Source organism: Lachnobacterium bovis (genome assembly GCF_900111325.1).
Taxonomy (GTDB): domain Bacteria; phylum Bacillota; class Clostridia; order Lachnospirales; family Lachnospiraceae; genus Roseburia; species Roseburia bovis_A.
In genome coordinates this window covers 21783-45874 of sequence record NZ_FOGW01000013.1, presented here as the reverse complement: position 1 = coordinate 45874, position 24092 = coordinate 21783, and the positions used below count along the sequence as shown (strand labels likewise).

General features: G+C 28.5%; 23 protein-coding genes. 6 read left to right on the top strand and 17 right to left on the bottom strand.

What is annotated here, in order from left to right; genetic code table 11:
• Positions 1-84 precede the first annotated feature (84 nt).
• Together BMY79_RS06910 and BMY79_RS06905 are read left to right on the top strand one after the other, a co-directional pair.
• On the top strand, positions 85-1152 hold the full coding sequence (locus tag BMY79_RS06910) for an undecaprenyldiphospho-muramoylpentapeptide beta-N-acetylglucosaminyltransferase (RefSeq protein ID WP_022748182.1): 1068 nt from the start codon (positions 85-87) through the stop codon (positions 1150-1152).
• A gap of 288 nt (positions 1153-1440) precedes the next feature.
• On the top strand, positions 1441-3552 hold the full coding sequence (locus tag BMY79_RS06905; RefSeq protein WP_022748180.1) for a methyl-accepting chemotaxis protein: 2112 nt from the start codon (positions 1441-1443) through the stop codon (positions 3550-3552).
• Positions 3553-3733: 181 nt separating this feature from the next.
• Here BMY79_RS06905 and BMY79_RS06900 read toward each other — a convergent pair whose 3' ends face one another.
• From BMY79_RS06900 to BMY79_RS06825, 16 genes are all read right to left on the bottom strand, one after another.
• Positions 3734-4159 carry an HIT family protein gene (locus tag BMY79_RS06900; protein ID WP_022748179.1) on the bottom strand — a complete coding sequence of 142 codons (426 nt, stop codon included), beginning with the start codon at positions 4157-4159 and terminating at the stop codon, positions 3734-3736.
• Positions 4160-4198: 39 nt separating this feature from the next.
• Positions 4199-5200 (bottom strand): SCP2 sterol-binding domain-containing protein, encoded by a 1002-nt coding sequence (locus tag BMY79_RS06895; RefSeq protein ID WP_022748178.1) that lies wholly within the window; start codon positions 5198-5200, stop codon positions 4199-4201.
• 173 nt (positions 5201-5373) lie between these two features.
• Positions 5374-6045, bottom strand: a complete 672-nt coding sequence (locus BMY79_RS06890) for a rhomboid family intramembrane serine protease (protein ID WP_022748176.1) — start codon at positions 6043-6045, stop codon at positions 5374-5376.
• Positions 6046-6161: 116 nt separating this feature from the next.
• Complete coding sequence (locus tag BMY79_RS06885; RefSeq protein WP_074730657.1) at positions 6162-7499, bottom strand: DUF6382 domain-containing protein; 1338 nt, start codon at positions 7497-7499, stop codon at positions 6162-6164.
• A gap of 29 nt (positions 7500-7528) precedes the next feature.
• A complete protein-coding gene (locus BMY79_RS06880) occupies positions 7529-7822 on the bottom strand; it encodes a hypothetical protein (RefSeq protein ID WP_022748174.1) in 294 nt (97 codons plus the stop codon).
• A 51-nt stretch (positions 7823-7873) separates the two neighbouring features.
• Positions 7874-8413, bottom strand: coding sequence for a prepilin peptidase (locus BMY79_RS06875; protein ID WP_022748172.1), 540 nt, complete (start codon positions 8411-8413; stop codon positions 7874-7876).
• Between the two features lie 25 nt (positions 8414-8438).
• A complete protein-coding gene (locus BMY79_RS06870) occupies positions 8439-9023 on the bottom strand; it encodes a hypothetical protein (RefSeq protein WP_143065826.1) in 585 nt (194 codons plus the stop codon).
• Between the two features lie 339 nt (positions 9024-9362).
• Entirely contained in the window at positions 9363-10973 is a 1611-nt protein-coding gene (locus BMY79_RS06865; RefSeq protein ID WP_074730656.1) for a DUF5702 domain-containing protein, read from the bottom strand.
• Between the two features lie 23 nt (positions 10974-10996).
• Positions 10997-11197 carry a Flp1 family type IVb pilin gene (locus tag BMY79_RS06860; protein ID WP_022748168.1) on the bottom strand — a complete coding sequence of 67 codons (201 nt, stop codon included), beginning with the start codon at positions 11195-11197 and terminating at the stop codon, positions 10997-10999.
• Positions 11198-11267: 70 nt separating this feature from the next.
• Positions 11268-12485 (bottom strand): type II secretion system F family protein, encoded by a 1218-nt coding sequence (locus BMY79_RS06855; RefSeq protein WP_074730655.1) that lies wholly within the window; start codon positions 12483-12485, stop codon positions 11268-11270.
• On the bottom strand, positions 12486-13235 hold the full coding sequence (locus BMY79_RS06850) for a type II secretion system F family protein (RefSeq protein ID WP_027422294.1): 750 nt from the start codon (positions 13233-13235) through the stop codon (positions 12486-12488).
• Positions 13236-14432 carry a TadA family conjugal transfer-associated ATPase gene (locus BMY79_RS06845; RefSeq protein ID WP_022748164.1) on the bottom strand — a complete coding sequence of 399 codons (1197 nt, stop codon included), beginning with the start codon at positions 14430-14432 and terminating at the stop codon, positions 13236-13238.
• Positions 14433-14434: 2 nt separating this feature from the next.
• Complete coding sequence (locus BMY79_RS06840) at positions 14435-15490, bottom strand: hypothetical protein (protein ID WP_074730654.1); 1056 nt, start codon at positions 15488-15490, stop codon at positions 14435-14437.
• 41 nt (positions 15491-15531) lie between these two features.
• Positions 15532-16041 carry a prepilin peptidase gene (locus tag BMY79_RS06835; protein WP_177176427.1) on the bottom strand — a complete coding sequence of 170 codons (510 nt, stop codon included), beginning with the start codon at positions 16039-16041 and terminating at the stop codon, positions 15532-15534.
• A 242-nt stretch (positions 16042-16283) separates the two neighbouring features.
• Positions 16284-16757 carry a flagellar export chaperone FliS gene (locus BMY79_RS06830; RefSeq protein ID WP_022748159.1) on the bottom strand — a complete coding sequence of 158 codons (474 nt, stop codon included), beginning with the start codon at positions 16755-16757 and terminating at the stop codon, positions 16284-16286.
• A 20-nt stretch (positions 16758-16777) separates the two neighbouring features.
• The gene (locus BMY79_RS06825; protein ID WP_022748158.1) at positions 16778-18226 is read right to left on the bottom strand and encodes a flagellin N-terminal helical domain-containing protein; all 1449 of its coding nucleotides are present in this window, start codon (positions 18224-18226) and stop codon (positions 16778-16780) included.
• Positions 18227-18508: 282 nt separating this feature from the next.
• On the opposite strand from BMY79_RS06825, the gene BMY79_RS06820 reads away from it, so the two are divergent.
• On the top strand, positions 18509-18718 hold the full coding sequence (locus tag BMY79_RS06820; protein WP_022748157.1) for a DUF1858 domain-containing protein: 210 nt from the start codon (positions 18509-18511) through the stop codon (positions 18716-18718).
• Between the two features lie 79 nt (positions 18719-18797).
• Here the strand turns inward: BMY79_RS06820 and BMY79_RS06815 are convergent, their stop codons facing one another.
• Complete coding sequence (locus tag BMY79_RS06815) at positions 18798-19742, bottom strand: adaptor protein MecA (RefSeq protein ID WP_022748155.1); 945 nt, start codon at positions 19740-19742, stop codon at positions 18798-18800.
• Between the two features lie 339 nt (positions 19743-20081).
• Between BMY79_RS06815 and BMY79_RS06810 the strand changes: the two genes are divergently transcribed.
• From BMY79_RS06810 to BMY79_RS06800, 3 genes are all read left to right on the top strand, one after another.
• A complete protein-coding gene (locus BMY79_RS06810) occupies positions 20082-21491 on the top strand; it encodes a serine/threonine protein kinase (protein WP_027422292.1) in 1410 nt (469 codons plus the stop codon).
• Between the two features lie 128 nt (positions 21492-21619).
• A complete protein-coding gene (locus BMY79_RS06805) occupies positions 21620-22078 on the top strand; it encodes a hypothetical protein (RefSeq protein ID WP_027422291.1) in 459 nt (152 codons plus the stop codon).
• Positions 22079-22302: 224 nt separating this feature from the next.
• Positions 22303-24027 carry a glycosyl hydrolase family 18 protein gene (locus tag BMY79_RS06800; RefSeq protein ID WP_074730652.1) on the top strand — a complete coding sequence of 575 codons (1725 nt, stop codon included), beginning with the start codon at positions 22303-22305 and terminating at the stop codon, positions 24025-24027.
• Positions 24028-24092 lie beyond the last annotated feature (65 nt).

Here is a 24092-nt window from a genome sequence, read left to right as displayed (position 1 = left end):
CACTTTTGTATTTGCTTATTTTTTCCTAAAGTTGTAATATTGAACTTGCTAAGGCTTTTATATAGAAAGAAGAGGTTATAACATATGAAAAAAATTATTATGACAGGTGGCGGAACTGCTGGTCATGTTACACCTAATATAGCTTTAATGCCAGCCCTTAAAGAAGCTGGTTACGACATCTCATATATCGGTTCTTACAACGGTATGGAAAGAGGTTTAATTGAAGCGCAGGGCATTAAATATTACGGAATTTCTTCTGGAAAATTACGTAGATATTTTGATTGGAAAAATTTTTCTGATCCTTTTAAAGTTTTAAAAGGTTATTTTCAAGCTATTCGTCTAATTAAAAAAATTAAACCAAATATTGTATTTTCTAAGGGAGGTTTTGTTTCAGTTCCTGTAGTACTTGCAGCAAAGTTCTGCAAAGTACCAGCAATTATTCATGAATCTGATATAACTCCTGGACTTGCTAATAGACTCGCAATTCCACGTTCAAAAAAAGTTTGCTGTAACTTCCCTGAGACAATGAAATATTTACCAAAAGATAAAGCGGTTTTAACAGGTTCACCTATCCGTGCTGAATTATTTGGTGGCGATCCTAACAAAGCAATCGAATATTGTCATTTTACAGATACTACAAAACCTATTCTTCTTATTGTTGGTGGTAGTTCAGGTTCAAAAGTAATAAATGACTCTGTTCGCAAAGTTTTACCTGAACTTTTAGAACAATTCAACATCATCCATCTTTGTGGAAAAGGTAATTTAGATTCTTCTCTTGATGGTTTAGTTGGATATGCCCAATTTGAATATGCTAATAAAGAATTAACAGATATGTTTGCTTCTGCCGATTTAGTTATTTCTCGTGCTGGCGCTAATTCAATTTGTGAACTTTTAGCATTACGAAAACCTAATATTTTAATTCCACTATCTGCAGCCGCAAGCCGTGGTGATCAAATTTTAAACGCTAAATCTTTCAAGCGTCAAGGATTTTCTGTTGTAATCGAAGAAGAATCATTAAATGATAAGCTTTTATTAGAAACAGTTAATTCTACTTTTAAAAACAAAGAACAATATATAAAAGCAATGAATGCAAGTGGACAAATTGATTCAATTGGAGCTATTATCTCTTTAATCAAAGAAACATCTATATAAAATTTTTTTCTATAAAACAATTTTTATTTTTCATTAGGATACATTTTTTTAATGTATCCTTTTTTATTCCTATTTTTTTTCTTATTTTTTTTCTTATTTTTTTATTCCTATTTTTTTATTCATATTTTTTATTTAATTTTATTGTTTTATATTTTCTATTTATATTTTTATCTTTTTTATTTATAATTTTTTAATTATTCTTGTCCCTATATTGTTCCTTTATCCTCCGATAAACCTGTTATAGAATGTGTTTGATACTTAGATCTATAAAATTAAGGAGGAAATTATATGAACAGACCCACTAATACAAGTAAAACAAACTCTAATGGGCGTAAAAAACCTGGTGCTTTTAAATCAGTTAGTGGAAAACTTTTAAGTATTTTGGTCCCTCTAATTGCAGTTTTAACCATTATACTTATTATGATTCTTATGCAATATGCTAAAAGCACTATCCTAACAACAGTAAAGGATTCTTTAGATAATGAATCTCACTATCAAGCTGCATCTCTTTCTGACGAGTTATTGCCACTTATATCACATTTTGAAGGAGTCATGAGCACTATTGAGCATTCTGACTATGAATCTGACGCAGATCTTTTACGTGCTATTCAACCAACTCGTACATACTCTAACCTTTCTAGATCTGGTGTTTATTTTGGTCTTTCAGATAAAAAATATTACTATTATGACCAATATGACACTCCGGGCTATTCTCCGGATACAGACCCTTGTTATGAAGATACCTATAACCCTTTAGAGCGTGATTGGTATAAAGCAGGTCTAGACAAAGAGAAATTTACTCTTGTTGGTTCTCCTTACACAAGTCATGATACCGGTGCTACAGTAATAACAATGGCAAGAAAAATCAAATTAAAAGACGGACGTACTGGTGTTGCTGGTTCAGATATTATCCTTACCTCTTTAATTGACCGAGTTTCAAAGGTAAAACCAATGAATACAGGATCAATGATGCTTGTAAGTGGTGATGATATACTTTATTTTAGAATCAAAAAATATAACAACAAAAAATTATCAGAAATAACTGATAATGAACTTATCGAAAACCTAAAACCTATTCTAAAAAAAGCTGGAGATTCTATCATATATGGCAAAAACAACCCTACAACTTCCATAAAAGGAGAAGATGGTTCGACGTATTATGTATCTCCTGCGCTTGTAAAGGGTGTAGGATGGACTGTTGCTTGTACCGTAAAAGAAAGCACTGCTCTTGCTGAAGTTAAAATTTTCCAACGTATTGGCTATATTATTATGGTAATTGCTGTTACTATTATTGCTATTGTTTTACTTATTTTCATAAAACAATTTGTTTCAAAACCTATAAAAGAAATTACTGCTATTATTCACGAAATCACACAAGGTAACTTTACCGTAAGTATTAATTCTAATTCTTCTGATGAAATTGGATACATGAGCGATTCACTACAAACCTTTGTAAGTCACATGAAAGACTCTATTTCATCAGTAAAAACTACATCTGACAACTTAGCTCTTCAAGCAGAAAACAGTAAACGCTCTTCTGATTTGTTAAGCCAACAGGCTAGTGAGCAATCTAGTTCTATGGAACAAATAAGACTTGCCATGGATGGTATGACAGATGCAGTTAGTGAACTTGCTAATAACGCCACCGATTTAGCAGGTGAAGTAAGCGATCTTATGGTAAAAGGTGATACAGCTAATAACACAATGAGTCTTCTAGTAACTAAGGCTCAAAACGGCCAACAGGATATGGAGAACGTTCAACAAGGAATGCAAGATATTGCAAATTCTATGAACGAAATGAACGATGTCGTTTCTGCCGTTAATGAGTCAACACAAAAGATTAATTCTATTATAGAAATGATTAACTCTATCGCAGAGCAAACCAACTTACTTTCTTTGAACGCTTCGATTGAAGCAGCTCGAGCTGGTGAAGCCGGTAAAGGTTTTGCTGTTGTTGCTAGCGAAATCGGCAATCTTGCCTCTGACTCTGCAGATTCAACGACTCAAATTGCTGCAATTATCAAAGATATCAATGCACAAATTGATCAACTTTACGAAAAATCTAAACAAAATGTAGAAGAAATTGCAACTAGCTCAGAAGCCGTTACAGTTGCTGGTAATACTTTTGCTGAAATTTATGACGATGTTCAAAATACAAACTTAACTATCAAAGAAATGATGGATATGATGAGTAACGTCGATAACATCGCATCTTCTGTTGCTGCAATATCAGAAGAACAATCAGCAAGTAGTGAAGAAGTATCTTCTTCCGTTGAAAAATTAGCTACTTCTGCTGAGGAAGTTGCTGCTGAAAGTGAGGAAGTTGCTGATTCAGCTAATACTGTTACCGAATCTGCTGTTGGAATTAAAGAATCAATGAGTGTATTTAAAATAGACTAACACTTTTTCAAATATAATATTAAATGTATGATATTTAAACCTTAATTAAACTTTTACAATAAACTCATATTATATACTATATAAATTAAGAAAATAAAAAATATGCATATCTACTTTTAACTGTAGATATGCATATTTTATTTTTACTTCTATTAAATTATATGAAAAACAATTTTTAAAACTAATTAAGCTTCATTTTTTCACAAATATTTTTCATTTCTTCTGGATCAACTTTTCTTTGTTCCCAATCTACAACACCAGTTGTATCCTCTTCTTGATTTTCATATCTTGGGATAAGGTGCATATGGAAGTGAAATACTGTCTGCCCTGCGACTTCTCCATTATTTTGCACTATATTATATCCTTGACATCCTAATTTTACTTTTTCTTCTTTAATTATCTTTTGTGCTAAAATAGCTGCCTTTCCCAATAATTCTGAATCAATTGAATATACATCTTTATAGTGCTTTTTAGGCAAAATTAAAGCATGTCCTTTTGTTGCTGGTGAAGCATCTAAAATAACATTAAAATCTTCATCTTCATAAATTGAATTTGTAGGAATATCTCCGTTTGCTAATTTACAAAAAATACAGTTATCTTCCTTCATCTTATATCCTCTTTTCTATTTATTATAAATATTTAAACTTTATACTAACTGCTCTGATAAAAATATTTCATCTAGAAGCCTAAGTATTTTAAAGTTACCTTTCGCTGTTATCGAGCCCGTCATGAATGCCCTTTGGAATGTCAATCTACCTGCTAAAATATCATCAAACATTTCTTGTCTGATTTTTATTACCACATCTACGCTTTCATTTTCACCATAATACACTTCGATATTTGCTCCGCTTATTCCAACATAAAGCGGCTTTTTGAATCCTTCTATGATGAAAGAATACGCTACTTTAAGGCTTCCCTGTGGTCTAAACCTTGCTAACAAATCATTCTTATAAGGTTCTATATTTTTTTCTTCTCTATGTCCTAATAAATCTTTATACATAGATGCTAATTCTTCTATATCTTCTTTTTGTTTTTTTACGTAAGTATCATCTGAAACATACTTCGATAATTGTTCACTTTCTTGTGGTGTAAGACTTAAGGATTGAGTTCTTAATACCGTTTGTTTAACAGCCTGATTACTTGTTGGTAAATTTTTTACCTTTTGAGATATAGTTCTATATAAACTCTCTGCTTTCTTTTCTATAATCAGATTATAATCTTCATTCATTTTGAACATGGCCAAATCATCAACATATCCACACAAACCTGGACATGGAGAACCACCTAAAATCTCCCAAGCATTACATAATGTCATTTCACCTTCTCGTTCTCCATATGTTGTTGACATAACAATTGGTTGCATATATGTCGTTGCAATTTTATTTTTGTCTCCATAAAGCCAACAAGCATCTAAAAATTGCTGCATATATCCGCCAATTCCAAGCCATTCAACTGTTATTGCTAGTATAATTCCATCAGCATCTTTAAATGTCTGTGGAAGGGTTGCTATTTCATTTTTATGCTCATATATATTGAATCTTTCAACATCCACTCTTAATTCACGTAATACATTTTCCATTCTTGTTATTACATAAAGCGTTGGATCATCTAAAAGCCCTCGACCCCCATAATAAATTTTTATTTTCATATCTTGCACCCCTTTAACATAATTTTTAATATGTCCCAAAACTACTCAAAAATCTGTTTATCTATACCTTATATAATTAAGTATATTAATTTTTCTAAACAAAATCAACCTTGTTCGATTATAAAATATAAGGTAAGTATCTTTATAATAATTTCAGATGTATCAATATGAAATTAGAAAATAAATTTATATCTTTTAGAAATAACACTATTCTTTTTTATGATTTTTTCCACAAAATATAACAACATTGTAATAAATAATCCACTTAATAATCCAGTTATATGGCCTATATTGTTTATATTTGTGGTTTTTGTTGTTTTACCTATTAGCAATAAAAATACAGCCAAAAATACTATTCCTTTTTTAGAAATATCTATCTTCTTTTTGCTATCTAATAAAATTAATACTATTGATGCACCTATTATTCCAAATATAGCTCCTGATGCACCTGCAGATACATAATTATTATATACTCTGAAATTTGTAATGAATATAATCTCAAGTATACTACCAACAATTCCTGAGAAAAGATAAATTAATAAAAATCGTAGTTTCCCCACAACTTCTTCCACTCTATGCCCCATTAAAAGTAGGATAAACATGTTTCCTACTAAATGATTTATATCAAAATGTATAAAAAAACATGTCAATAATCTGTAGTATTCTTTATTTTTTATAGTATTTTCAACTAATCCAAAGTATTTATAAATCAGGATATAATTATTTTTATCAAAAATAAAATTATTTACGATAAAAATCACGACACAAACCATTATTATTGTCACAGTTATCGGAAATCTTCTTACAAAATCTAATTTTTTCTTTATTTGTTCTATTTTTACCACAATTTTCATCCTCCGTAAAATATAGTTTATCTATCAACAAATATTCAATTTTGTAATTTATTTCGATTATATCACTCAAAAATTAATTTTTCAATTTTAAAACATCTTAGAATTTTTTACAGAACACGATATTTTGCATCGGCAATTAATAGAATATCGTTTCTTTTTAACTTGTATTTTTTCTGATATTCTAATAGTTTTCCGTTTAATAATGTTCCATTTGTCGAATTTAAATCTTCTACATAATATTCCGCGTTATCACGTTTTATTTGGCAATGCATTTTACTGACAGTATTCTTTTTTATAAATACATCTGCAGTTTGTGAACTACCAATTAATACTACATCTTTATCTACATAAAAATCATTTAAATTATCTATCCCTTCATAAATAAATGTTCCCTTTATTTTATCTGTTTCAACACTTAGACAAACCGTTTCAAATGTTTCAACAAGATTTTCATCCGACTCTTCATAATCTAAATCTGGATAAATAACTTGTAATTGCTCTTGTTCCTTCTCCTGTTTTTTTCCTAAAAAATTTGTTGGAATTTTCCACCCGTTAGTCTTACTTTGCTTCTCTAAATCAAACTCTTCTGATTTTTCTTCTGATTTTTCTTCTGATTTTAACCTTGGAAAATTGTTTTCATCTGAGATACCTAAAAACTCATATATTACCCCTCGTGTTTCTTTAATTTTATCTTGAATAAGTCTACTTAATTTATTCCTCTTTCGCTCTACTTCTTTCTTCTTTTTAGGGGTATTTTCCTGAGGTATACTGTGTACGGTTTTTTCTTGTTGTGGAGAAGTTTCTAAATTCTCAAGTTTTTCTACTTTCTCAGAGCTGATTTTCGATATATTTTCCGAGTTGTCAACAAACTTTTCCACTTTTCCACTTTTTTGATCTGATATTTCATACTTTTTGACATATTTTCTGATAGATTTAAAGCAATTTTCATCTTTTCCAATTTTCTCATACACTCCATAAACAAATTCAACTATATCATGTTCTTCATGTGGGATTTCTTTCAATATAATTTCCATTAAATTTTGAAATTTTTCTAGAAAACTCACACTTTTTGATGGATAAATTGTAAAAAAGATTTCTTTTTCTTCTATATAAATATATCTTGGATCTAATACTAACGAATTGATACTTATAAGATTTTTTTCAAGAATTTCAATTTGCATAAAAATGCTATTTATCAGATGTTTGTATAACTTAATCGTTGGCTTTTTTAATTTACAATATTTATCAAAAGACTGATAGCCTGTTATATCATACCAATATTCTGCAACTCCATCATTATAATTCTTTTTACAATTCAACGTATTTTCAAGTTCTTTTCTTAAAAGTAATTCCTGATCTAATTTTTCACATTCTCCCACCGGTATTTTCATAAAACTTTTTGTTGGTGTCCTAAAAAAAGAAACTTCTTGTAAAAAATCTGACATACTATACTTATCCTTTCCTGTTAATAATGTTATTTTTCTATGTATGGTTCATCTTTATTAAACTCAACAAGATAAAAATCTGAAACCGCCCACATTTTTTCGATTTTTTTATCTTCATGTTCATTACTAATTTCTTTATATAATGAAATCGATAGGTTACAAGTCACTAAAAATACGGCTAATATTATTGGAACCATAACTGCGGCTTCAATTGTGTACGAAGCACGTAATTTTTTTTCTAAATTTATACCATACAAGTTTATACTATTGTCTTTTTTACTTTTCTTGTATAACCTTAATTTTATTAATCCTTTTTTTAACATATTGCTTATTCCTATCTTCTACATGTCTTTTATTATTGTACTTTTTTACTGTTAATGAATAAACTGTGTACAATTTATAATAACGTATGAAATAAATAAAAATGGCACAAACGGAATCTCATGTTTTTTATCTTTTTTCCTTATTATGAATTCGTATAAAGCTACTAATCCTGCTATGAAAAAAGCTAATACAATTAATCCCATTAAATTCTTCACATCTAAATATAGCCCTAATACAACAATAACCATTGTATCCCCATATCCTATCATTTGATTCGTATATTTAGAAACTAAAAACAATATAATCCCTGGAATCAACGAAATAGCCGTATTCATTAGTACACTAAACAATAGTCTCATACCAAAGTAACCACTACATACGACCGATACTATTGATAAAGCCACACCTATAAATGCCATAATTATTGAATTCTTTACTGGTATTTCTTTTGTTCTTATATCTAAATATGCGTTGTAACCTAAATAACTAATGCATATTAGATTTGAAATAATAGGTATTATCAGATATTTAGCCATATTAGGATATATTTGTATTAATTTTATTGCAGAAAAAATAGATATATTTTGCATTATAATTCCTTTCTAACTTTTTACCTTAAACGCAGTGTTTACAAGGGCTTTTACCTTTTACATCCTTAAGTTTTATCCTTTCTACGCTTCTTTTTAATCCACTACACAATATACTTGAATGATAATTTGTTCCATAATCAGCTATATAATAGTAAGGTACGTCTTTTTTCACACAGTGTGAACATCTGTAATATTTTCCACCTGATAAATTTCTTGCGGAATTTATATTCTCCTTACTTATTAAATGTATCGATAAATCTAGGTGACTGCACTTTATATCTTTGTGATATGCATACCCTGTTTCTGTAATATATACATATTCTGAGTCTTCGTTCGCATCTAATCTTGGCTTATCTCCTGACCATCTCCTTTGGTGCGATGATTGGTATATTCTAAGTGAATCTATTGTTCCAAACTTTATAGGCATCTTGATTTCATAGCTGATCTTTAGTACTATATCATCCTTATCACAACTACTTCCATCAAATCTTGTCATTACCCAAGAACCTTTCATGTATTTTTTTACCACTTTATATTTTGCTGCGTGGTGAAAATAATAACCCTTTGCCATAGAAAGAGCTACTGTATCACTCTTAACATTCACTGCCATAGCTGCTGTCTTCCTTGTTGCATAAGTTGCACTTTCTTGTACAGCCGTTTGCACCTGTAGTACCCTAAACAGCATGAGAATACTGGCAAAAGTAAACACTAAAAACAAAATGACTACAGTAGCTTCTAATGTCAGAGAACCCTTTTTCCAGGTGCATATGGGTGTCTCTGAAATTTTGGTATGTTTATTTTTCGTTTTCATATTGAGAGAGTTTCCTTTCTTATTTATTTTTTATTTTTTTATTATTATTTATTTTTAATTTTGAGATGAGTTTTTATAGAGACACCCATATACACCTGAAATATGTATGGGTTAAATTTTTTTTTAATTATCTTTATACTATTCTTTACAGTTTTTTAGATATGAATACCTTGATTTATTATTTATTTCTACTGAACTAATTTTGCTTGTATTCAAGTTGACAAACCCTAGAAATACAGTGTTTATTCGATATCTATAATCAACTTCAGCCTCTATTATCACATTGTCTAATCTAAACTTTTCATATCCTTTTTGTTGTGCAATTGTATGCTCTATAATGTCCATTGCATTTATTGTAGTTTCCTTTTGATTTTTTAAAGCTAGAAAAGCTGATAAAAAATCTTCATACTTTATACCTTTTTTATTTTCTTTAGCCTTAAATTTTAAATCCGTTAATGATCCTATGTTAGATAATCCTAAAGTCCACTCATTTTGAGATTTTATAATACTAATTTTGCCTCCACTCATAAGCGTCCTTAAATCTAAGATACTTTCACCATAAGCCCATGCCGTTATCAATCCAATTTTTGCACACTTCATAATAACTGGATTTGCTGTTACAACACCCAATGAATTTGCTAAAGCTTCGATCTGAGACATTTTTGACGGATCCTTATAAATAGCCGCCATGTTAGAGGCTGTTCGCATTACTAATATTTTATTTATTGTACTTTTCAAATTTGAGCAATCATCTTTTTTTCCTGATAAAATATATTCTTGTTCATATTGTAAAGCACCTTCTCGCCTTGGTTTAGTATATGAAGAAAAATACTCACTAAAATAGTGTGTTAGTGCGACTTTGTCTATCAACATACTTTCAGATGTAACCTTTATATTTCCACTTAATATGCGTCTTTTGGACAATGACTTCTTAAGATCAATTTCATTATTAGATACTTCACCCGGTTTCTCTAAAACTAATTCTAGGATACCTTTTTTTCTTAAATTATTTATCACCTTTAACGGATTTGTTTTTTCATTTGATACTGCCTCGGATTGATTCACAGGAAACTTACTTACCTCGTCACTTACCTTATTTACAGTATTATTATCATTAGGAACATCTATCGTAGAATTGTTCTTTGAAGCTTCTTTCTTATAATTGTCTTCTAGTGAAATATTATGTTTTTTTGCGTATTCCTTGGGATTATCAATTGCTTCTTGAGCATCATCTAAATCTTTATCCATTTTATCGCCAGACTTATTTGCATCTATATTTCTTAGGCGTTCCTTTAGTTCATTAACTAATCTTTGAGGAATTGTTCGTTTTTCTTTTTCAACTATTGATTGTGTAAATGCCCTTCCATTATCATCTGTCATTAACATATATTTTTCTACTTTTATATCACAATTACTAACTCTAAGTAAATTTAAGGCATTTTTATTATACAAATATGGTTGATTTTTTAAATTTTGATACGTATAATTTTGTATTTTTGATATAGTTGAATCAAAACTAACATTTCCTTTCTCATTATCCGCCCAATATCCTAGCAAACCATATTTTTGATATAATGGCGTATTATATTCTGCAAAAACACCTTCTAATACAGCATCTGAATTCATTCGCGTAACTTTTTGTATTTCTGTAATTCTTGCCGCTTCCAATAAAGAAAAGGAAACTGCAAGAACCAACATAAAGGATAAAGTTGCAAAAACTGTAATACTCGCTTTTTGAGTTTTTTTCATAGTTATTTATTTTTTTCTTTCTTTTAAACAGAAGATGCTTTATCAGATATTGTTTTAAAGATTTTATTTACAATTGATGTTAACTGTTCTTTGAAAATTAGTACCAAGCCTATTAAAACGACCAATATTAAGATCATTTCTACAACACCTACACCGTCTTCCTCCTTTAAAAAGTTCTTAACATTAACTAATTCTGTGTCTTTTAATTTTTTTAAAAATTTCATTTCTTTTTTTCAGAGTTATTAAAAAGTATTCTAATCAACCCTGATTCTCCTTTCTTTTTTTATTAGTTTTTTATATGTGAAATGTAAATATGGCAGGTGCAATAACCACCGCCATTACAATTCCAAACATTATCATCATTGGGCCTAAAAGTTTTGTACTGGCTTCTTCTCCTAATTTTTTTGCTAAATTTTTTCTAATTTCAAAGGACTTATACATCTCTTCTTCTAAAGATTTTGCCAAACTTGTCGACCCTTTTTGCATATTTTGAATTAAAAGCCTTGAAAATCTTCTATATTCTGGAATTTTTACCCTCTCTGCAAGTTTCTGAATGGCAATTCTATCCGAAATACCATCTTTTATCTCATTACTAGTAATAATAAGTTGTTTATAACCTTCTTTATTTCCTAATTCTTCATTATTATTTTTAGCATTTTCTGCAATTCTATGAAGACAACTTGATATCGACATACCTGCACCAATCAAAATCACAAACTTGCTTACAATTTGTGAATAATCAATTCTAAGTTGCATTTGTCTCATCTTTTCTTTATTTTTCATTTCTTCTAACTCAGATAGTTTCAATAAAATCATTACTATAAAAGAAAAAAATAATATTTTTACAAAATAAAATTTTGATTTCTTTTTCCATTTTACTTCCACTCCATCTATTCTCTGCGGTAAATTAAAATATTGAGTTTGGGAATTTATTTGATTATTTGCAATTTTAGAATCTAATTCATATATAAGATTTTCTTTTTTAGAAAGTTTTTTGCGATAGAGTATCATTTTTAGTGTGGTTTTATCAGAATACTGGCCACAAATAAGATTTATATGAAGATTAACCTTACTTCCTTTTTTTGATATTTTATTAAAAATTGGCTTTCCTGCTGGTGTTATAACATCATAACGATCAAAGTACCATTCTGCTGCAACCATTCCATCTGCCCATTTTTCTTTAAGTTGTAATTTTTTAGTTACATGATTTACATTATCTCCTTTTGCAAAAATTTGACTACTAATTTCTTTTTTTGCTTGTTTCAAAAATTTTGCCGCTTGTTTAGCTGTAATTAATGATTCACGAATTTTGATGTCATAATCATAATTTTTAACAACTCCATCTGCGTCAATTTTAACATGTACTATTTTCTGCCCTTCTCCGCTTTTATTTTTCTTTAAAATCAAATTATCCTTTCCAAGAAATCCAATAATATCAGCAGCTAAACCGAATAAAGCAAAAATAATACATATAATCATTAACTTTTTTTTATCTATTTTACTCTTGTTCATTTAAACCTCTATTTCTAAAATTTTTTTCTCCCATTTTAAAGAAATATAATAAGCTACTAAACATATACTCATAAAAAAAGCGCCAAAAAAATTATTATAGAGCGGATTTAAATATCCACCAGAAGTTACTCTTAAATAAGCAATAATAAAAATTGGTACCATACTCATTATTTTTTGTTCGTATTTTTTTGCAGCAATTAAAACATTAATTTCATTAGAAATATCAATACTTTCTCTTATATGTGATACCGATTTTTCTATTATCTTTACAAAATCGCCACTACCTCTTTTAGCATAATAAAATACTTCTGCAAAATTTTTTATTTCTTCTACACCAGATCTTTGAGCAAAATCATCTAGCAATTGTTCTAATGGTATATTTAAATCGACCGATTTATTTATTTGGTTTAATTCTTTATACATTACGGATTTTTTAGAATGTAATTGTTCTATCTCATTTTCCGCTTCTTTAAATGCATTTTCTACGGAATATCCTGATAAAATAGAAGTTGATATACTCTGTAGCGCATCAACAAATTGATTTTCGAGAATTTTTCTCCTTTTAGTTTTACCATCTTCTATAAGTTTATCCTTAACTAATTTATACAGTAAAAAAAATATTATTAATGCTATTGGAGAATTATAAAAAAGAAATGCTATTACTATCGTAAGAATTATACTGATAAATAGAATTTTCTTTTTTTCTATTTTTGAAAGTATATATTCGTTATAATTAATATTACTGTTCATCTATATTACTCCTGACATGATTAACTTATCTTGATTGATTAATTCATTGCACTTTATTAATATATTTTCTGAATTAATCTCATAGATTTTATTCAATTGAATTTCTCCATTTTTCAAGCCATTTACTTCTGCGATTTCAAGAACTTTTCTTGATTTATCAATGCACCTTCCTAAATGAACAATGATATCTATACCTGATGCTATTTGTGATCTTATTGCAGGAAGTGGAATATCTACTCCCATAAGTACCATTGTTTCAATTCTATAGAGAATATCTCTGCTTGAATTTGCATGTCCTGTTGATAAACTTCCATCATGTCCTGTATTCATCGCCTGTAACATATCTAGTGTTTCTTCGCCTCTACATTCACCTACTATAATTCTATCCGGTCTCATTCTTAATGCAGATTTAATAAGATCTCTTATTGTAATTGGTGTTACACCATCAACGTTTGCATTTCTCGTTTCTAATCTCACAATATTTTCTACACCTTGAATTTGTAGTTCTGCGGAATCTTCTATTGTGATAATTCTTTCATCTGAATTAATAAATTGTGATAATGCATTCAAAAAAGTTGTCTTACCAGAACTTGTTCCTCCTGAAATAAAAATATTGTATCTAGCTTTTACTAACATCTTCAAAAAAACTGCCGCTTCCTCAGTTATACTACATTTTTTTATTAAATCATCCATTTCTAATGGTTTACTTGGGAACTTTCTTATTGATATAGAAGAACCATTTAAAGAAATCGGAGCTAAAACTATATTAACTCTTGATCCATTTGGCAAACGTGTATCTACTATAGGATTTGCTTCATTTACTACTCGATTATGTTTTCCAACAATTTGTTGTATAACATCATGCAATTTTTCTTCAGACGCAAAATTTAGATTTGATTTTTTTATTATTCCAGCTTCTTCATAAAAAATATTTTTAGGTCCATTTATCATTATTTCACTTACCTGAGGATTATCTATCAAATCCTGTAAGACATCAAATTTCCTTAATGAATTAAAAATACTTTTTTCTAGTTCGATACGTTCTTGTATTTTAAAATTTATACCATTTAGATTTTTTACTGTTTCTTCTCCGATAATGCATTTTATTTCTTCATCATCAACTTCTCTTGTAAAATCTAAACGTTTAAGAACATCTTCTCGTATATTTTCATATATTTTTGTATCTGAATTATTCATTATTAGATCACCAGTCTCTTTCTTATTGAATCTCCAAATTCGCTCCATTTCCAAGCTTCGACAATTTTAGAAATATCTAATAATTTATTCTTTGGTTGTATTAGCGAAATTTCTTCAACAATTTCATATTCATTTAAGTTAGACTCTTGGTAAAAATCAGATAATCTATTATTTGAAATTAATGACTCATCTTTAAGAATATAAATCTTTTTACATTCTTTTAATACATCATAAAAATTTATACACCTTGTCCCAAAATTTATAATTATATATTTATACTTCAACTCTTTGCTTAAAATATTAATCATATTTTTCCACATTTCAAAAGTCATATCTGCAATTACAGATGAATCTTTTGGTGGATTAATAATATCTATCTTACCAAGCGAACTTTTACAACTTGTTAAACGTTTACTTGATATAGTCCCGGTTTCTGTCATCACTAATAAATCTTCAAGTCCCATTTTATTTGAATTTTGATTGTTTTGATTTAAAAACAATTTAAGACCACTATTTTCTTGCATATCAAGCAGTAAAACTCTATCGTTTGAAATATCATTTTCCGAAATACTTTCCGCTGCAAAAAGTGAAAAAGGTAACTGAAATTGGGAATTTGCTAAGGAATAAACTCCAATTATTTTTGAAGTATTAATACTGCTTTTATCAATATTTAGAGTATACTCTTCATCGCAAATATCGTAATATGTATCCTCTAGCAATTGATCAACATCTGTAAATTTATCTACTACTATTAGATTTTTTTCATCTCCAGATTCTAGATTATTCTTTCCAACTTCATTAATATTTTCTGCAAAACAAATCATTTTTATATTATATAATTCACATATACTTACTATTTCATTATAATTTTCCGGATTTTCTTCAAAAAATAATAAATCAATCTCTTCTGATGTTCGCTCCAAAAAATCCTTTAATTTTTGAATTTCACTAAAAACAAATGATTCTATTTTGTCATTGTTATTTTTTAAAATATAATTATTCAATCGCCTTATATACTCACTATTTTTCTCAAGAAAACCAGATTTTATTTTTTTCATATAAATTACTTCCTTTCCTATGACTAATTTAGTTCATTATGTTAGATACAAAAATTAATGACAACTGCTAAAAAAATTGGAATCGAAAAATGTATTACAGATTTTTTTTGATCTTTTTCAACCTCATATTTTCTGACACGTCCATAGAAGAGATCTCTTATATAGATAAAAAATTTAAATAAAATGAATTTGAATTTTTTATCAACAATTAGCTTTATAATCGAAATTATCGCTCCAAGAACAAATGAAATAAATATAATCTTATAAAATAACGAATATTCTACAAAAAAAGCACACACAAAGTATAATTTCACATCGCCTGATCCGATTGCTTTTATTCTATAAAATATATATAAAACTAATATCACAATGATTTTATTAATGAGACCAACCTTTAATGGATACGCATTTTGAAATAAATTTAATATGATTCCTAAAGAAATGCCTGCTAAAATCGTCTTATTCTTTATCTTATAAGTTTTAATATCCTGGAAAACTGCTATTATCAGAACGATAAAAAGAATAAAATGTGAGGCACTTAGATTTGTCATGTTTATCACCTCATTTACTTTTTGAAGTATAACAAGATTTTTTACCTTTGTCCACAACTTTTTATTTGATTTGTGATATTTGTAAAAAACATCCATTTTACAACTTCTATTTTTTTATTTTTTTGTAATAAGAAACATAATAAAAGATTTTCCCTATAATAAATTTATATCAAAAACATAACAAATCGCCAAGAAACCTAAATTTCTTGGCGACTTTTTTATTTTTCACCTATTAAATTTTATCAAGCCAAAAATCCTCTATTTGAATCGTTCGTATATGTTTCATTCAAATCATTTTTTGAATATGTTATTCCTGCATATACATTTTGCACATTATCCATCATGCTTCCAGAATTATCTGATTCTGCCGCAACTCTAAAACTTTCATACAATTTTTCCAACAACTTTTTAGCTTCCTTAATGCCGTTTGTTTCATTTTTGTAAACACTTTCTGATAGACTTCTATTACAATATAAGTAGATTTCATTTAAATTATTCGACAACTCATACTCAAAGTTCAAAACGCTTCTTAATTCTTCAATTGCTTTTTCAGCCCACTCAATATTCTTTTTAAATTCAGCATAATCACCATTATTATATGCAGATTCTGCGTCCTCCATATAAGTAAATGCAATTTCATAGTTAATGATTGTAAGCTCGCTCTTATTGCATTGACTTAAACGTCTTGTAAATTCTTGAATCTTTTCTTGTGTCATAACTTATCTTCTCTCCCATCTTATTTTGTTAATAACGCTAAAATTTGTTGTGGCATATCATTTGCCTGCGATAAAACTGAAATCGTAGCTTGATTTAATATATTTTGTTCTGTATATGTTGTCATTTCTTCAGCCATATCCGTATCCATAAGTGTAGCAAATGCATTTGTCATATTAACTTCTAATTCTGATAAACTGTTTGCTGCATAATTTAATCTATTTTGTGCTGCACCAACCCCAGATCTAATTTTAGAAACTGCTGCTATAGCCTCATCTAATAAAGCAATTCCACGTCCTCCACCATTTGTCGTAGAAACGTCGATTTTTTCAATATATAAAGCCTCTGATGAAACTTTTGGAATTCTAACATCAATTTCCTGATACTGATTAGATCCAACCTGCATAGTAATATCACCAATATCTGTCACTTCTATTTCTTGCGTTCCTGCAGCTGCATATGTATCTTTATCAAGTACATTTAAGAAATCTATATTAAATCCACCAATATCTGTTACCTCTATTCTGTTGCCTTTCGTGTAAGCAGTAGCATTCTCAGAAAATCCGTCATCTGATGGAATTAAATTAACCCCAACATCTTTACCACCATATTGAGAATAATTTTGCAAATCATCTGTCACAAAGCTTACTCCACCTTCTACAGTGGTAAAATCACCCGAATTTGCAAATAATTTATCTGCTAATTCCTGAGACGAACATGTAATGTTAAACTGATAATCTTCACCATACTCAATTGCTTCTAATTTGTTTTGTCCGTTTTCTCTACTAAATTTTCCTTCTCCAATTTCAGCACCTTTTCTGATTTTTTCATAAACTTCTTTGTTAGTCATATCTGCAGTTAAATCAATAATGCTTCCATTGATTGTCAATTTTCCTTCTACACCAAAGGGATCATCTGTCGTAAAATCAATTGGATTCATATCCATATGAGCTTTCACTGCTGGACTTACAATTTCATATTTATAAAATCCAGCTTTTACTTCATCTGAAGTCATAATCCTATCTGCATTATCTGCATAAGATCTAATATCCTGACTTCCATCTAATAAATTTTTACTATTAAATTGTGTATCAGCTGCAATTCTATCTACTTCTTGTTTTAATTTTTCGATTTCTTTTTGGATAGCTTGCTTATCATCATAAACATTCGAATCACTTGCCGCCTGAACGCACAACTCTCTCATTCTTTGTAATACTGCTACAATTTCTCCAAGTGCACCATCTGCTACTTGCATTACTGAAATTCCTGAAGAAGTATTATCCTTTGCTTGCGTAACACCTTTGGTTTGTGAAGTCATTCTATACGAAATTGCAAGGCCCGCTGGATTATCTCCTGGTTTATTAATTTTATAACCTGTTGATAATCGCTCTGTAGACGCCGCTAATCTTTCTTCTATTTTCTTTAACTGTGTATTGGTAATAACAGCCGATAAATTATGGTTAATTCTCATCTATATCATTTCTCCTAATTCTGCCAACTGGCGAGTCCGCTTCCATGCATTTCATAACTGACTATCCATGTCAGTTCGTACTACTAATAGACATATTAATAACTCACTTAATCTCTAGCAAAAATTCTCTAAAATATATCTAGTAAGTTTATCGACCTTGAAAAAATTATTTCTTATACAGAAGATAATTAAAAAAAAATAAATAATATTTTTATTATTTGCTTTTATGTTTAAAGCATATTATAATGTTTTAAGCTAGGATTTTTTAAGGAGGATAAAACAATGGCAAAAGTAACAAAAGAAACAATGATCGGCGAACTTTTAAATATTGATCAAAATATTGCACCTATGCTTTTAGGAATTGGTATGCACTGTCTCGGATGTCCTTCATCTCAGATGGAAACAATTGAAGAAGCTGCTATGGTTCATGGAATTGATCCTGATGATTTAGTTGCTGATATCAACGATTTTTTAGAGCATGATTTAGCTTAATCATTCCTTTAAATTTAAAAAACCTTTACGCTTTATGGCATAAAGGTTTTTATTTTTTATTCATTTTTATTCATTTTTATTAATCTAATTCTGATAATACTTCTAACGCATTTTTTTCAAGAATCAATTTATTATGTTCTCTTAAAAACGCCTCTGTTGATTTTGAATATATTTGTAACTTACCATATTCAGATACAACGTTACAAATTTTATTATATTCTTTTGGAGAATGATTATTCTTATGTAGAATTAAATTATATTTTTTTGTCTTTGTATTCTTATATAAATTATTTTCTCCGTTATAAAAACGTTTTAAAACTTTACCCAAACGAATAATGCTCTCTATTCTGCTGAATTCATACATTCTTACTATATCAACCAATTTGTCAGATTCTTCTTCCTCGAAATTATCCTCATCGCTTAAAGAATCATTTTTCTTCTTTTCCTTAGAGACTTTATCTGCGAAAACTTCATCTAATAGTTCTTCGACGCTCTTATATTCTTTTAATTCTAAGTTATCGTCTTCGTCTTTTATTGGCCTGATTGCTACTATATCATTTGTTATATCTAAATATTTCTCATCATCGTCTGAATCATCTACATCTTCTTCATCTTCTTCATCAACATTTTCGTTCTCATCATCATGCATTTTTTTAAATATATCTAATATATCATCAACGCCTTGTACTTTAGCTTTTTTACTTTCTGCAGCCCCAAATGCGTCAAACTCATCAATATCAGTAAATTTAGAAAAACGTGTATCTAATTCTTCTGGATAATCTACTTTGGTAATCATTAATATAATATTTCCCCCTGAAAGCGGAACTGCTTCGACCATAAGAGGTATACCATTATCTGCTTCAAATCCAAACTCACTATTAGCTTGTTGCATCATATCGCGAAATAAATTTCTAGCCTTTTCTGTTCCATATGCTAATTCGCTTAATTCAATCTGTCTATTTTCTAAATCTTCTCTTGTTAATGTACAACGAATTTGATTTTCATTTACTCTTTCGATCTTCACTTTTACCCTTCCTTCTTGTCAGCACACCTTATTAATATGTAAATTACACTCATTATAATAAAGCCTTTTATTTATGTAAAGGTTTTACGCAATTAATTTTTCTAATCTACATATTTTATGTTTATTTATTACTTCTATCAACCTACATTATAACCATTTCACAACATGTTTTACAATGCTTTTTTTTATATTGTTCTATTTTTCAATTTTAACATATCAATGTCATATCTTTTTCCACATAATTCATAGAAATTTATATTTTATAATTATAGGGGTTGAATTTATTTTTTTTTCATGATATAAAAAATATACGTTGCGTAAGCAGGAAGGAAGTTTTAAATGAATAATAATTCTATGGACATATCTATTTTTTCATCAAATATAATCCAAAAATATGAAATAATTAAACAAATTGGAACTGGTTCTTTTAGCTTTGTATTTCTCGCAAAACACAAAACATTAGATTCTCTACGAGCTATAAAAGTTATTTCAAAAGAAAAAAACAGTTACCAATCTATAATTTCGGAGGCTTTAATTCTTAAATCTTTACGGCATCCCGGAATTCCAATTATCTATGATGTAGAAGAAGACCAAAACAACGTTTATCTTATACAAGAATATGTTTCCGGTTTAACCCTTGGAGAATTTTTATACAATAACAAACATATTAGTCCCCTTTTTTTTATAAATTTATGTGAAAAATTATCAGATATTTACACTTTTTTACATAATTCATATGAAACTCCACTCTTTTACCAGGATTTAAAACCAGAACACATATATATACAAGATGACTCTTTAAAATTAATTGATTTCGGAAATTTTGATACAATTTACCCTGATAATGCTTCTACCATAAAGGGTAATTATGAATTTTCATCTCCTGAATTACTTAATGGTGAAAAAATTACTATACGGTCAGATGTATATACTTTGGCTAAATTAATAAAATATGTTATGAATTATTTAGAATTTACATTTTCCAAAAGTTCTATATCTGCTTTAAATAAAGCATTATCCTTAGATCCTAAATGTCGTTTTGAAACGGTCGACAGATTTATTAGTATATTTTTAAAAGATATACAAGATTTAAGGTCGTATAATAACACGCAACAATATTCAAAAATTGCAATTTTAGGCACTTTATCTGGATGCGGTTGTACACATTTTTCGATTGCAATAACTTCATTTTTTTATACACAACAAATACCAGCTGTTTACATAGAAAAAAATAATTCTAATCATCTACTTGATTTTCAAAAAGCAAACTCTAATGTAAATGAAATTGATGGTTATCTTAAATATAAGAATTTCAACGGATTACCTAATTATGGCGATGGTATTATTGTTAAAAATTCTCAGACTCAAATTCAAATTCATGATATTGGCGTGTTAAATGATTTAACCCAATTAAGAAATAATGATTATGATTTATTCCTTATTGTATTGCCTTCATCTGAATGGCTATTTGAATCAAATATTTTGGCAATTGAAAAGTATTTATCCGTTATTTCCAAAGAAAATGTTGTACTTATAGCTAATTTATCAACTTTATCTATATCACGTTCTAAACATTTAATTGCAATTTCTAAACATTATAATTTGCCAATCTATTCTTTTTCCTATGATACAAATCCATTTATATACAGTAGCAAAAAAGATAAAATATTTCGGCAAATTTTACATCTTGAAGGGAGGAAAAGAAGATTTTTAGATTTCACAAACATTTTCAAACACCGACAACAATAGCGATTACTGGAAGTGAACCTAATGTTGGCTGCACACATTTTTCATTAGCTTTAGCAAATTACTTAGCAAATAAACTCAAATTTAAGGTTGCTTATTTAGAATTTAATTCATCAAATAGAATTTCGTTTTTGAATAATCAAAAATTTATTACAGACCATTTTAAGCACTTAAACATTGATTTTTATCCGAATGTATTATTCCGTGATCTTATTAACATTCGTTCTAAACAATATAATTTTTTTATTGTGGATATGGGTGTTTTAAATCAGAATGTCTTATCTGAATTTTTAAGACATGACGTACATTTTGTTATTGGCTATAGCAATAAAATAAAGGCTTCAACATTTAATAATTATATTGATTTTATTCTATCGCCCTACGATATAGAAAAAAGTAGTTCAAAGAGTACTGTTTTAAAAAACACAAAAACAACTCTACTATCTAATCTTGGACTTCCAAACGATATAAAATCATTTTCTAAACAATATCACTACTCTTTAAATTCTATTCCCTTTTTCTTTAATCCGTTTCATCTTACTTCCGCTGAATGGAAATTTTTCCAAGATTTGACAAAAGACTTTATGTAACAAGGATTTTTATGTTATATACCACAAATTTACATTTATACACAAAAGGTGCTCAATACCTTCTTGTCAATTCTACTTAAGTGGTTTTTTTCAATTTAATATCATTTATAATAAAATGATCATTCTTTTGCCGGAATGGTCATTTTTCTTTTCTATATCAATGTTAATTTTTTACATATTATATGATATAATTAAAAAAAATATATAAAGGATGGAAGACAAAAATGAAAAAAATTATGTCTAAATTACTAATTCCATGTGCCATTATTTTTTTATTGGTTTGTATTTTCATAGGAATTTTTCTATATAAACACTTTTCTCCAAACAATGCTCATGCAGATATTAGTAAGAACTACGGTCTAATAACCGATGAACAAGTCGCCGTTATTTTAAATGCTAATTTTGAAGAGTCTCAAGGTACTTTAATTGACGGTGATGTGTATTTAAATTATAAATTTATTCATAAAAATCTAAATTCTAGATTATATTGGGATTCAAATGAGAATAAACTTCTTTACACAACTAATAAAGATCTCATCATGGTTTCTCCTGATTCATCTAATTATCTTGTTAACCGAACTAACACGAACTTTAACAAAAAAATCGTGGTGACATCTGGAGATAATTGCTATATAAATGTGAATTTTATAAAAAAATTCTCAAATTTTGATTATAAATTTTATAAAAATCCATCAAGAATAGTTTTAACCACAGAATTCAAAAATCTAGATTACTGTTCAAGTGAAAAAAGCACTCAAATTAGAGTATTAGGTGGAATAAAAAGTCCTATTTTAAAAGATCTTAACTCCGGAGAATCGCTTAGACTTATCAAAAAATATGACAACTGGTCAAAGGTAATGTCTAGCGATGGCATAATCGGTTATGTAAAAAATAGTGCACTTTCCGATGTTACAAAAAAAGACCTTAAAACAAATTTTAAAAAAGAACATTTTACACATAAACTTTTAAATTCCACTATAAATATGGCATGGCATCAAGTTACATCACCTGCTGCTAACTCAAAAATTTCTAGTGTGTTAGCATCTACTAAAAAAGTAAATGTTATATCTCCAACATGGTTTTCTTTGAATGATAATAATGGAAATTTAAAAAGCGTAGCTAGTATTGACTATGTAAATTATTGTCACAAACAAAACATTCAAGTTTGGGCACTATACAGTAATATTGAAAATAAAAATGTTGATACTTCTTATGTATTAACTCACACTAGTACACGACACAATTTAGTTAACCAAATTATTTCGCAAGCTATACAATATAACATAGACGGTATTAATCTTGATTTTGAATCACTAAATGGAAGTAAAGTTGGAGATAGTTACATTCAATTCGTTCGTGAATTATCTTTAAAATGTAAAGATAACCATTTGATTTTATCAGTTGATAATTACACTCCAGCTAATTATACTCGTTTTTATAATATAAAAGAACAAGCTAATTTTGCTGACTATATTTGTATAATGGCCTATGATGAACATACTTCAGGTTCACCATCAGCTGGATCTACTGCTTCTTATTCTTGGGTCAAATCAGGAATAGAGAAAACATTAAATGATGTACCTAGCAACCAAGTGATTATGGGCATACCTTTTTACTCTAGATTATGGTTTAAACCTCTTTCAAATGTAAATGATTCATCTGACAACAATGGCTACAAAATCAAATCTACTTTAGGTCTTGTCGCAATGAGCAAACTTGTAACTGATACAAAAACAACTAAAAAATGGCTAAGTGATGAAGGTCAATATTATATACAGTATAAAGATAATGAGAATCTTTATAAGGTTTGGATTGAAGATAATAAATCTATTTCTAAAAAATTAAACATTGTAAATAAGAAAAAACTTGCCGGAGCTGCTTATTGGAAATTAGGATTTGAAGATCAATCTACCTGGGATACTATAGTTAAAACATTAAAATTGAAATAACATATAAAAATACGAACTTAAAATAAAACACAAACTAAAAAAGAGCACTAGCATATATGGTTTTT

What these genes read in the sequence shown, in the direction of transcription:
- BMY79_RS06870 (WP_143065826.1), bottom strand. Translation starts at nt 9,023, where the DNA reads ATGGCAGTGAATGTTAAGAGTGATACAGTAGCTCTTTCTATGGCAAAG.
- BMY79_RS06880 (WP_022748174.1), bottom strand. Translation starts at nt 7,822, where the DNA reads ATGTTAAAAAAAGGATTAATAAAATTAAGGTTATACAAGAAAAGTAAA.
- BMY79_RS06860 (WP_022748168.1), bottom strand. Translation starts at nt 11,197, where the DNA reads ATGAAATTTTTAAAAAAATTAAAAGACACAGAATTAGTTAATGTTAAG.
- BMY79_RS06845 (WP_022748164.1), bottom strand. Translation starts at nt 14,432, where the DNA reads ATGAATAATTCAGATACAAAAATATATGAAAATATACGAGAAGATGTT.
- BMY79_RS06830 (WP_022748159.1), bottom strand. Translation starts at nt 16,757, where the DNA reads ATGACACAAGAAAAGATTCAAGAATTTACAAGACGTTTAAGTCAATGC.
- BMY79_RS06850 (WP_027422294.1), bottom strand. Translation starts at nt 13,235, where the DNA reads ATGAACAGTAATATTAATTATAACGAATATATACTTTCAAAAATAGAA.
- BMY79_RS06820 (WP_022748157.1), top strand. Translation starts at nt 18,509, where the DNA reads ATGGCAAAAGTAACAAAAGAAACAATGATCGGCGAACTTTTAAATATT.
- BMY79_RS06905 (WP_022748180.1), top strand. Translation starts at nt 1,441, where the DNA reads ATGAACAGACCCACTAATACAAGTAAAACAAACTCTAATGGGCGTAAA.
- BMY79_RS06885 (WP_074730657.1), bottom strand. Translation starts at nt 7,499, where the DNA reads ATGTCAGATTTTTTACAAGAAGTTTCTTTTTTTAGGACACCAACAAAA.
- BMY79_RS06900 (WP_022748179.1), bottom strand. Translation starts at nt 4,159, where the DNA reads ATGAAGGAAGATAACTGTATTTTTTGTAAATTAGCAAACGGAGATATT.
- BMY79_RS06840 (WP_074730654.1), bottom strand. Translation starts at nt 15,490, where the DNA reads ATGAAAAAAATAAAATCTGGTTTTCTTGAGAAAAATAGTGAGTATATA.
- BMY79_RS06875 (WP_022748172.1), bottom strand. Translation starts at nt 8,413, where the DNA reads ATGCAAAATATATCTATTTTTTCTGCAATAAAATTAATACAAATATAT.
- BMY79_RS06835 (WP_177176427.1), bottom strand. Translation starts at nt 16,041, where the DNA reads ATGACAAATCTAAGTGCCTCACATTTTATTCTTTTTATCGTTCTGATA.
- BMY79_RS06865 (WP_074730656.1), bottom strand. Translation starts at nt 10,973, where the DNA reads ATGAAAAAAACTCAAAAAGCGAGTATTACAGTTTTTGCAACTTTATCC.
- BMY79_RS06855 (WP_074730655.1), bottom strand. Translation starts at nt 12,485, where the DNA reads ATGAACAAGAGTAAAATAGATAAAAAAAAGTTAATGATTATATGTATT.
- BMY79_RS06810 (WP_027422292.1), top strand. Translation starts at nt 20,082, where the DNA reads ATGAATAATAATTCTATGGACATATCTATTTTTTCATCAAATATAATC.
- BMY79_RS06800 (WP_074730652.1), top strand. Translation starts at nt 22,303, where the DNA reads ATGAAAAAAATTATGTCTAAATTACTAATTCCATGTGCCATTATTTTT.
- BMY79_RS06895 (WP_022748178.1), bottom strand. Translation starts at nt 5,200, where the DNA reads ATGAAAATAAAAATTTATTATGGGGGTCGAGGGCTTTTAGATGATCCA.
- BMY79_RS06910 (WP_022748182.1), top strand. Translation starts at nt 85, where the DNA reads ATGAAAAAAATTATTATGACAGGTGGCGGAACTGCTGGTCATGTTACA.
- BMY79_RS06825 (WP_022748158.1), bottom strand. Translation starts at nt 18,226, where the DNA reads ATGAGAATTAACCATAATTTATCGGCTGTTATTACCAATACACAGTTA.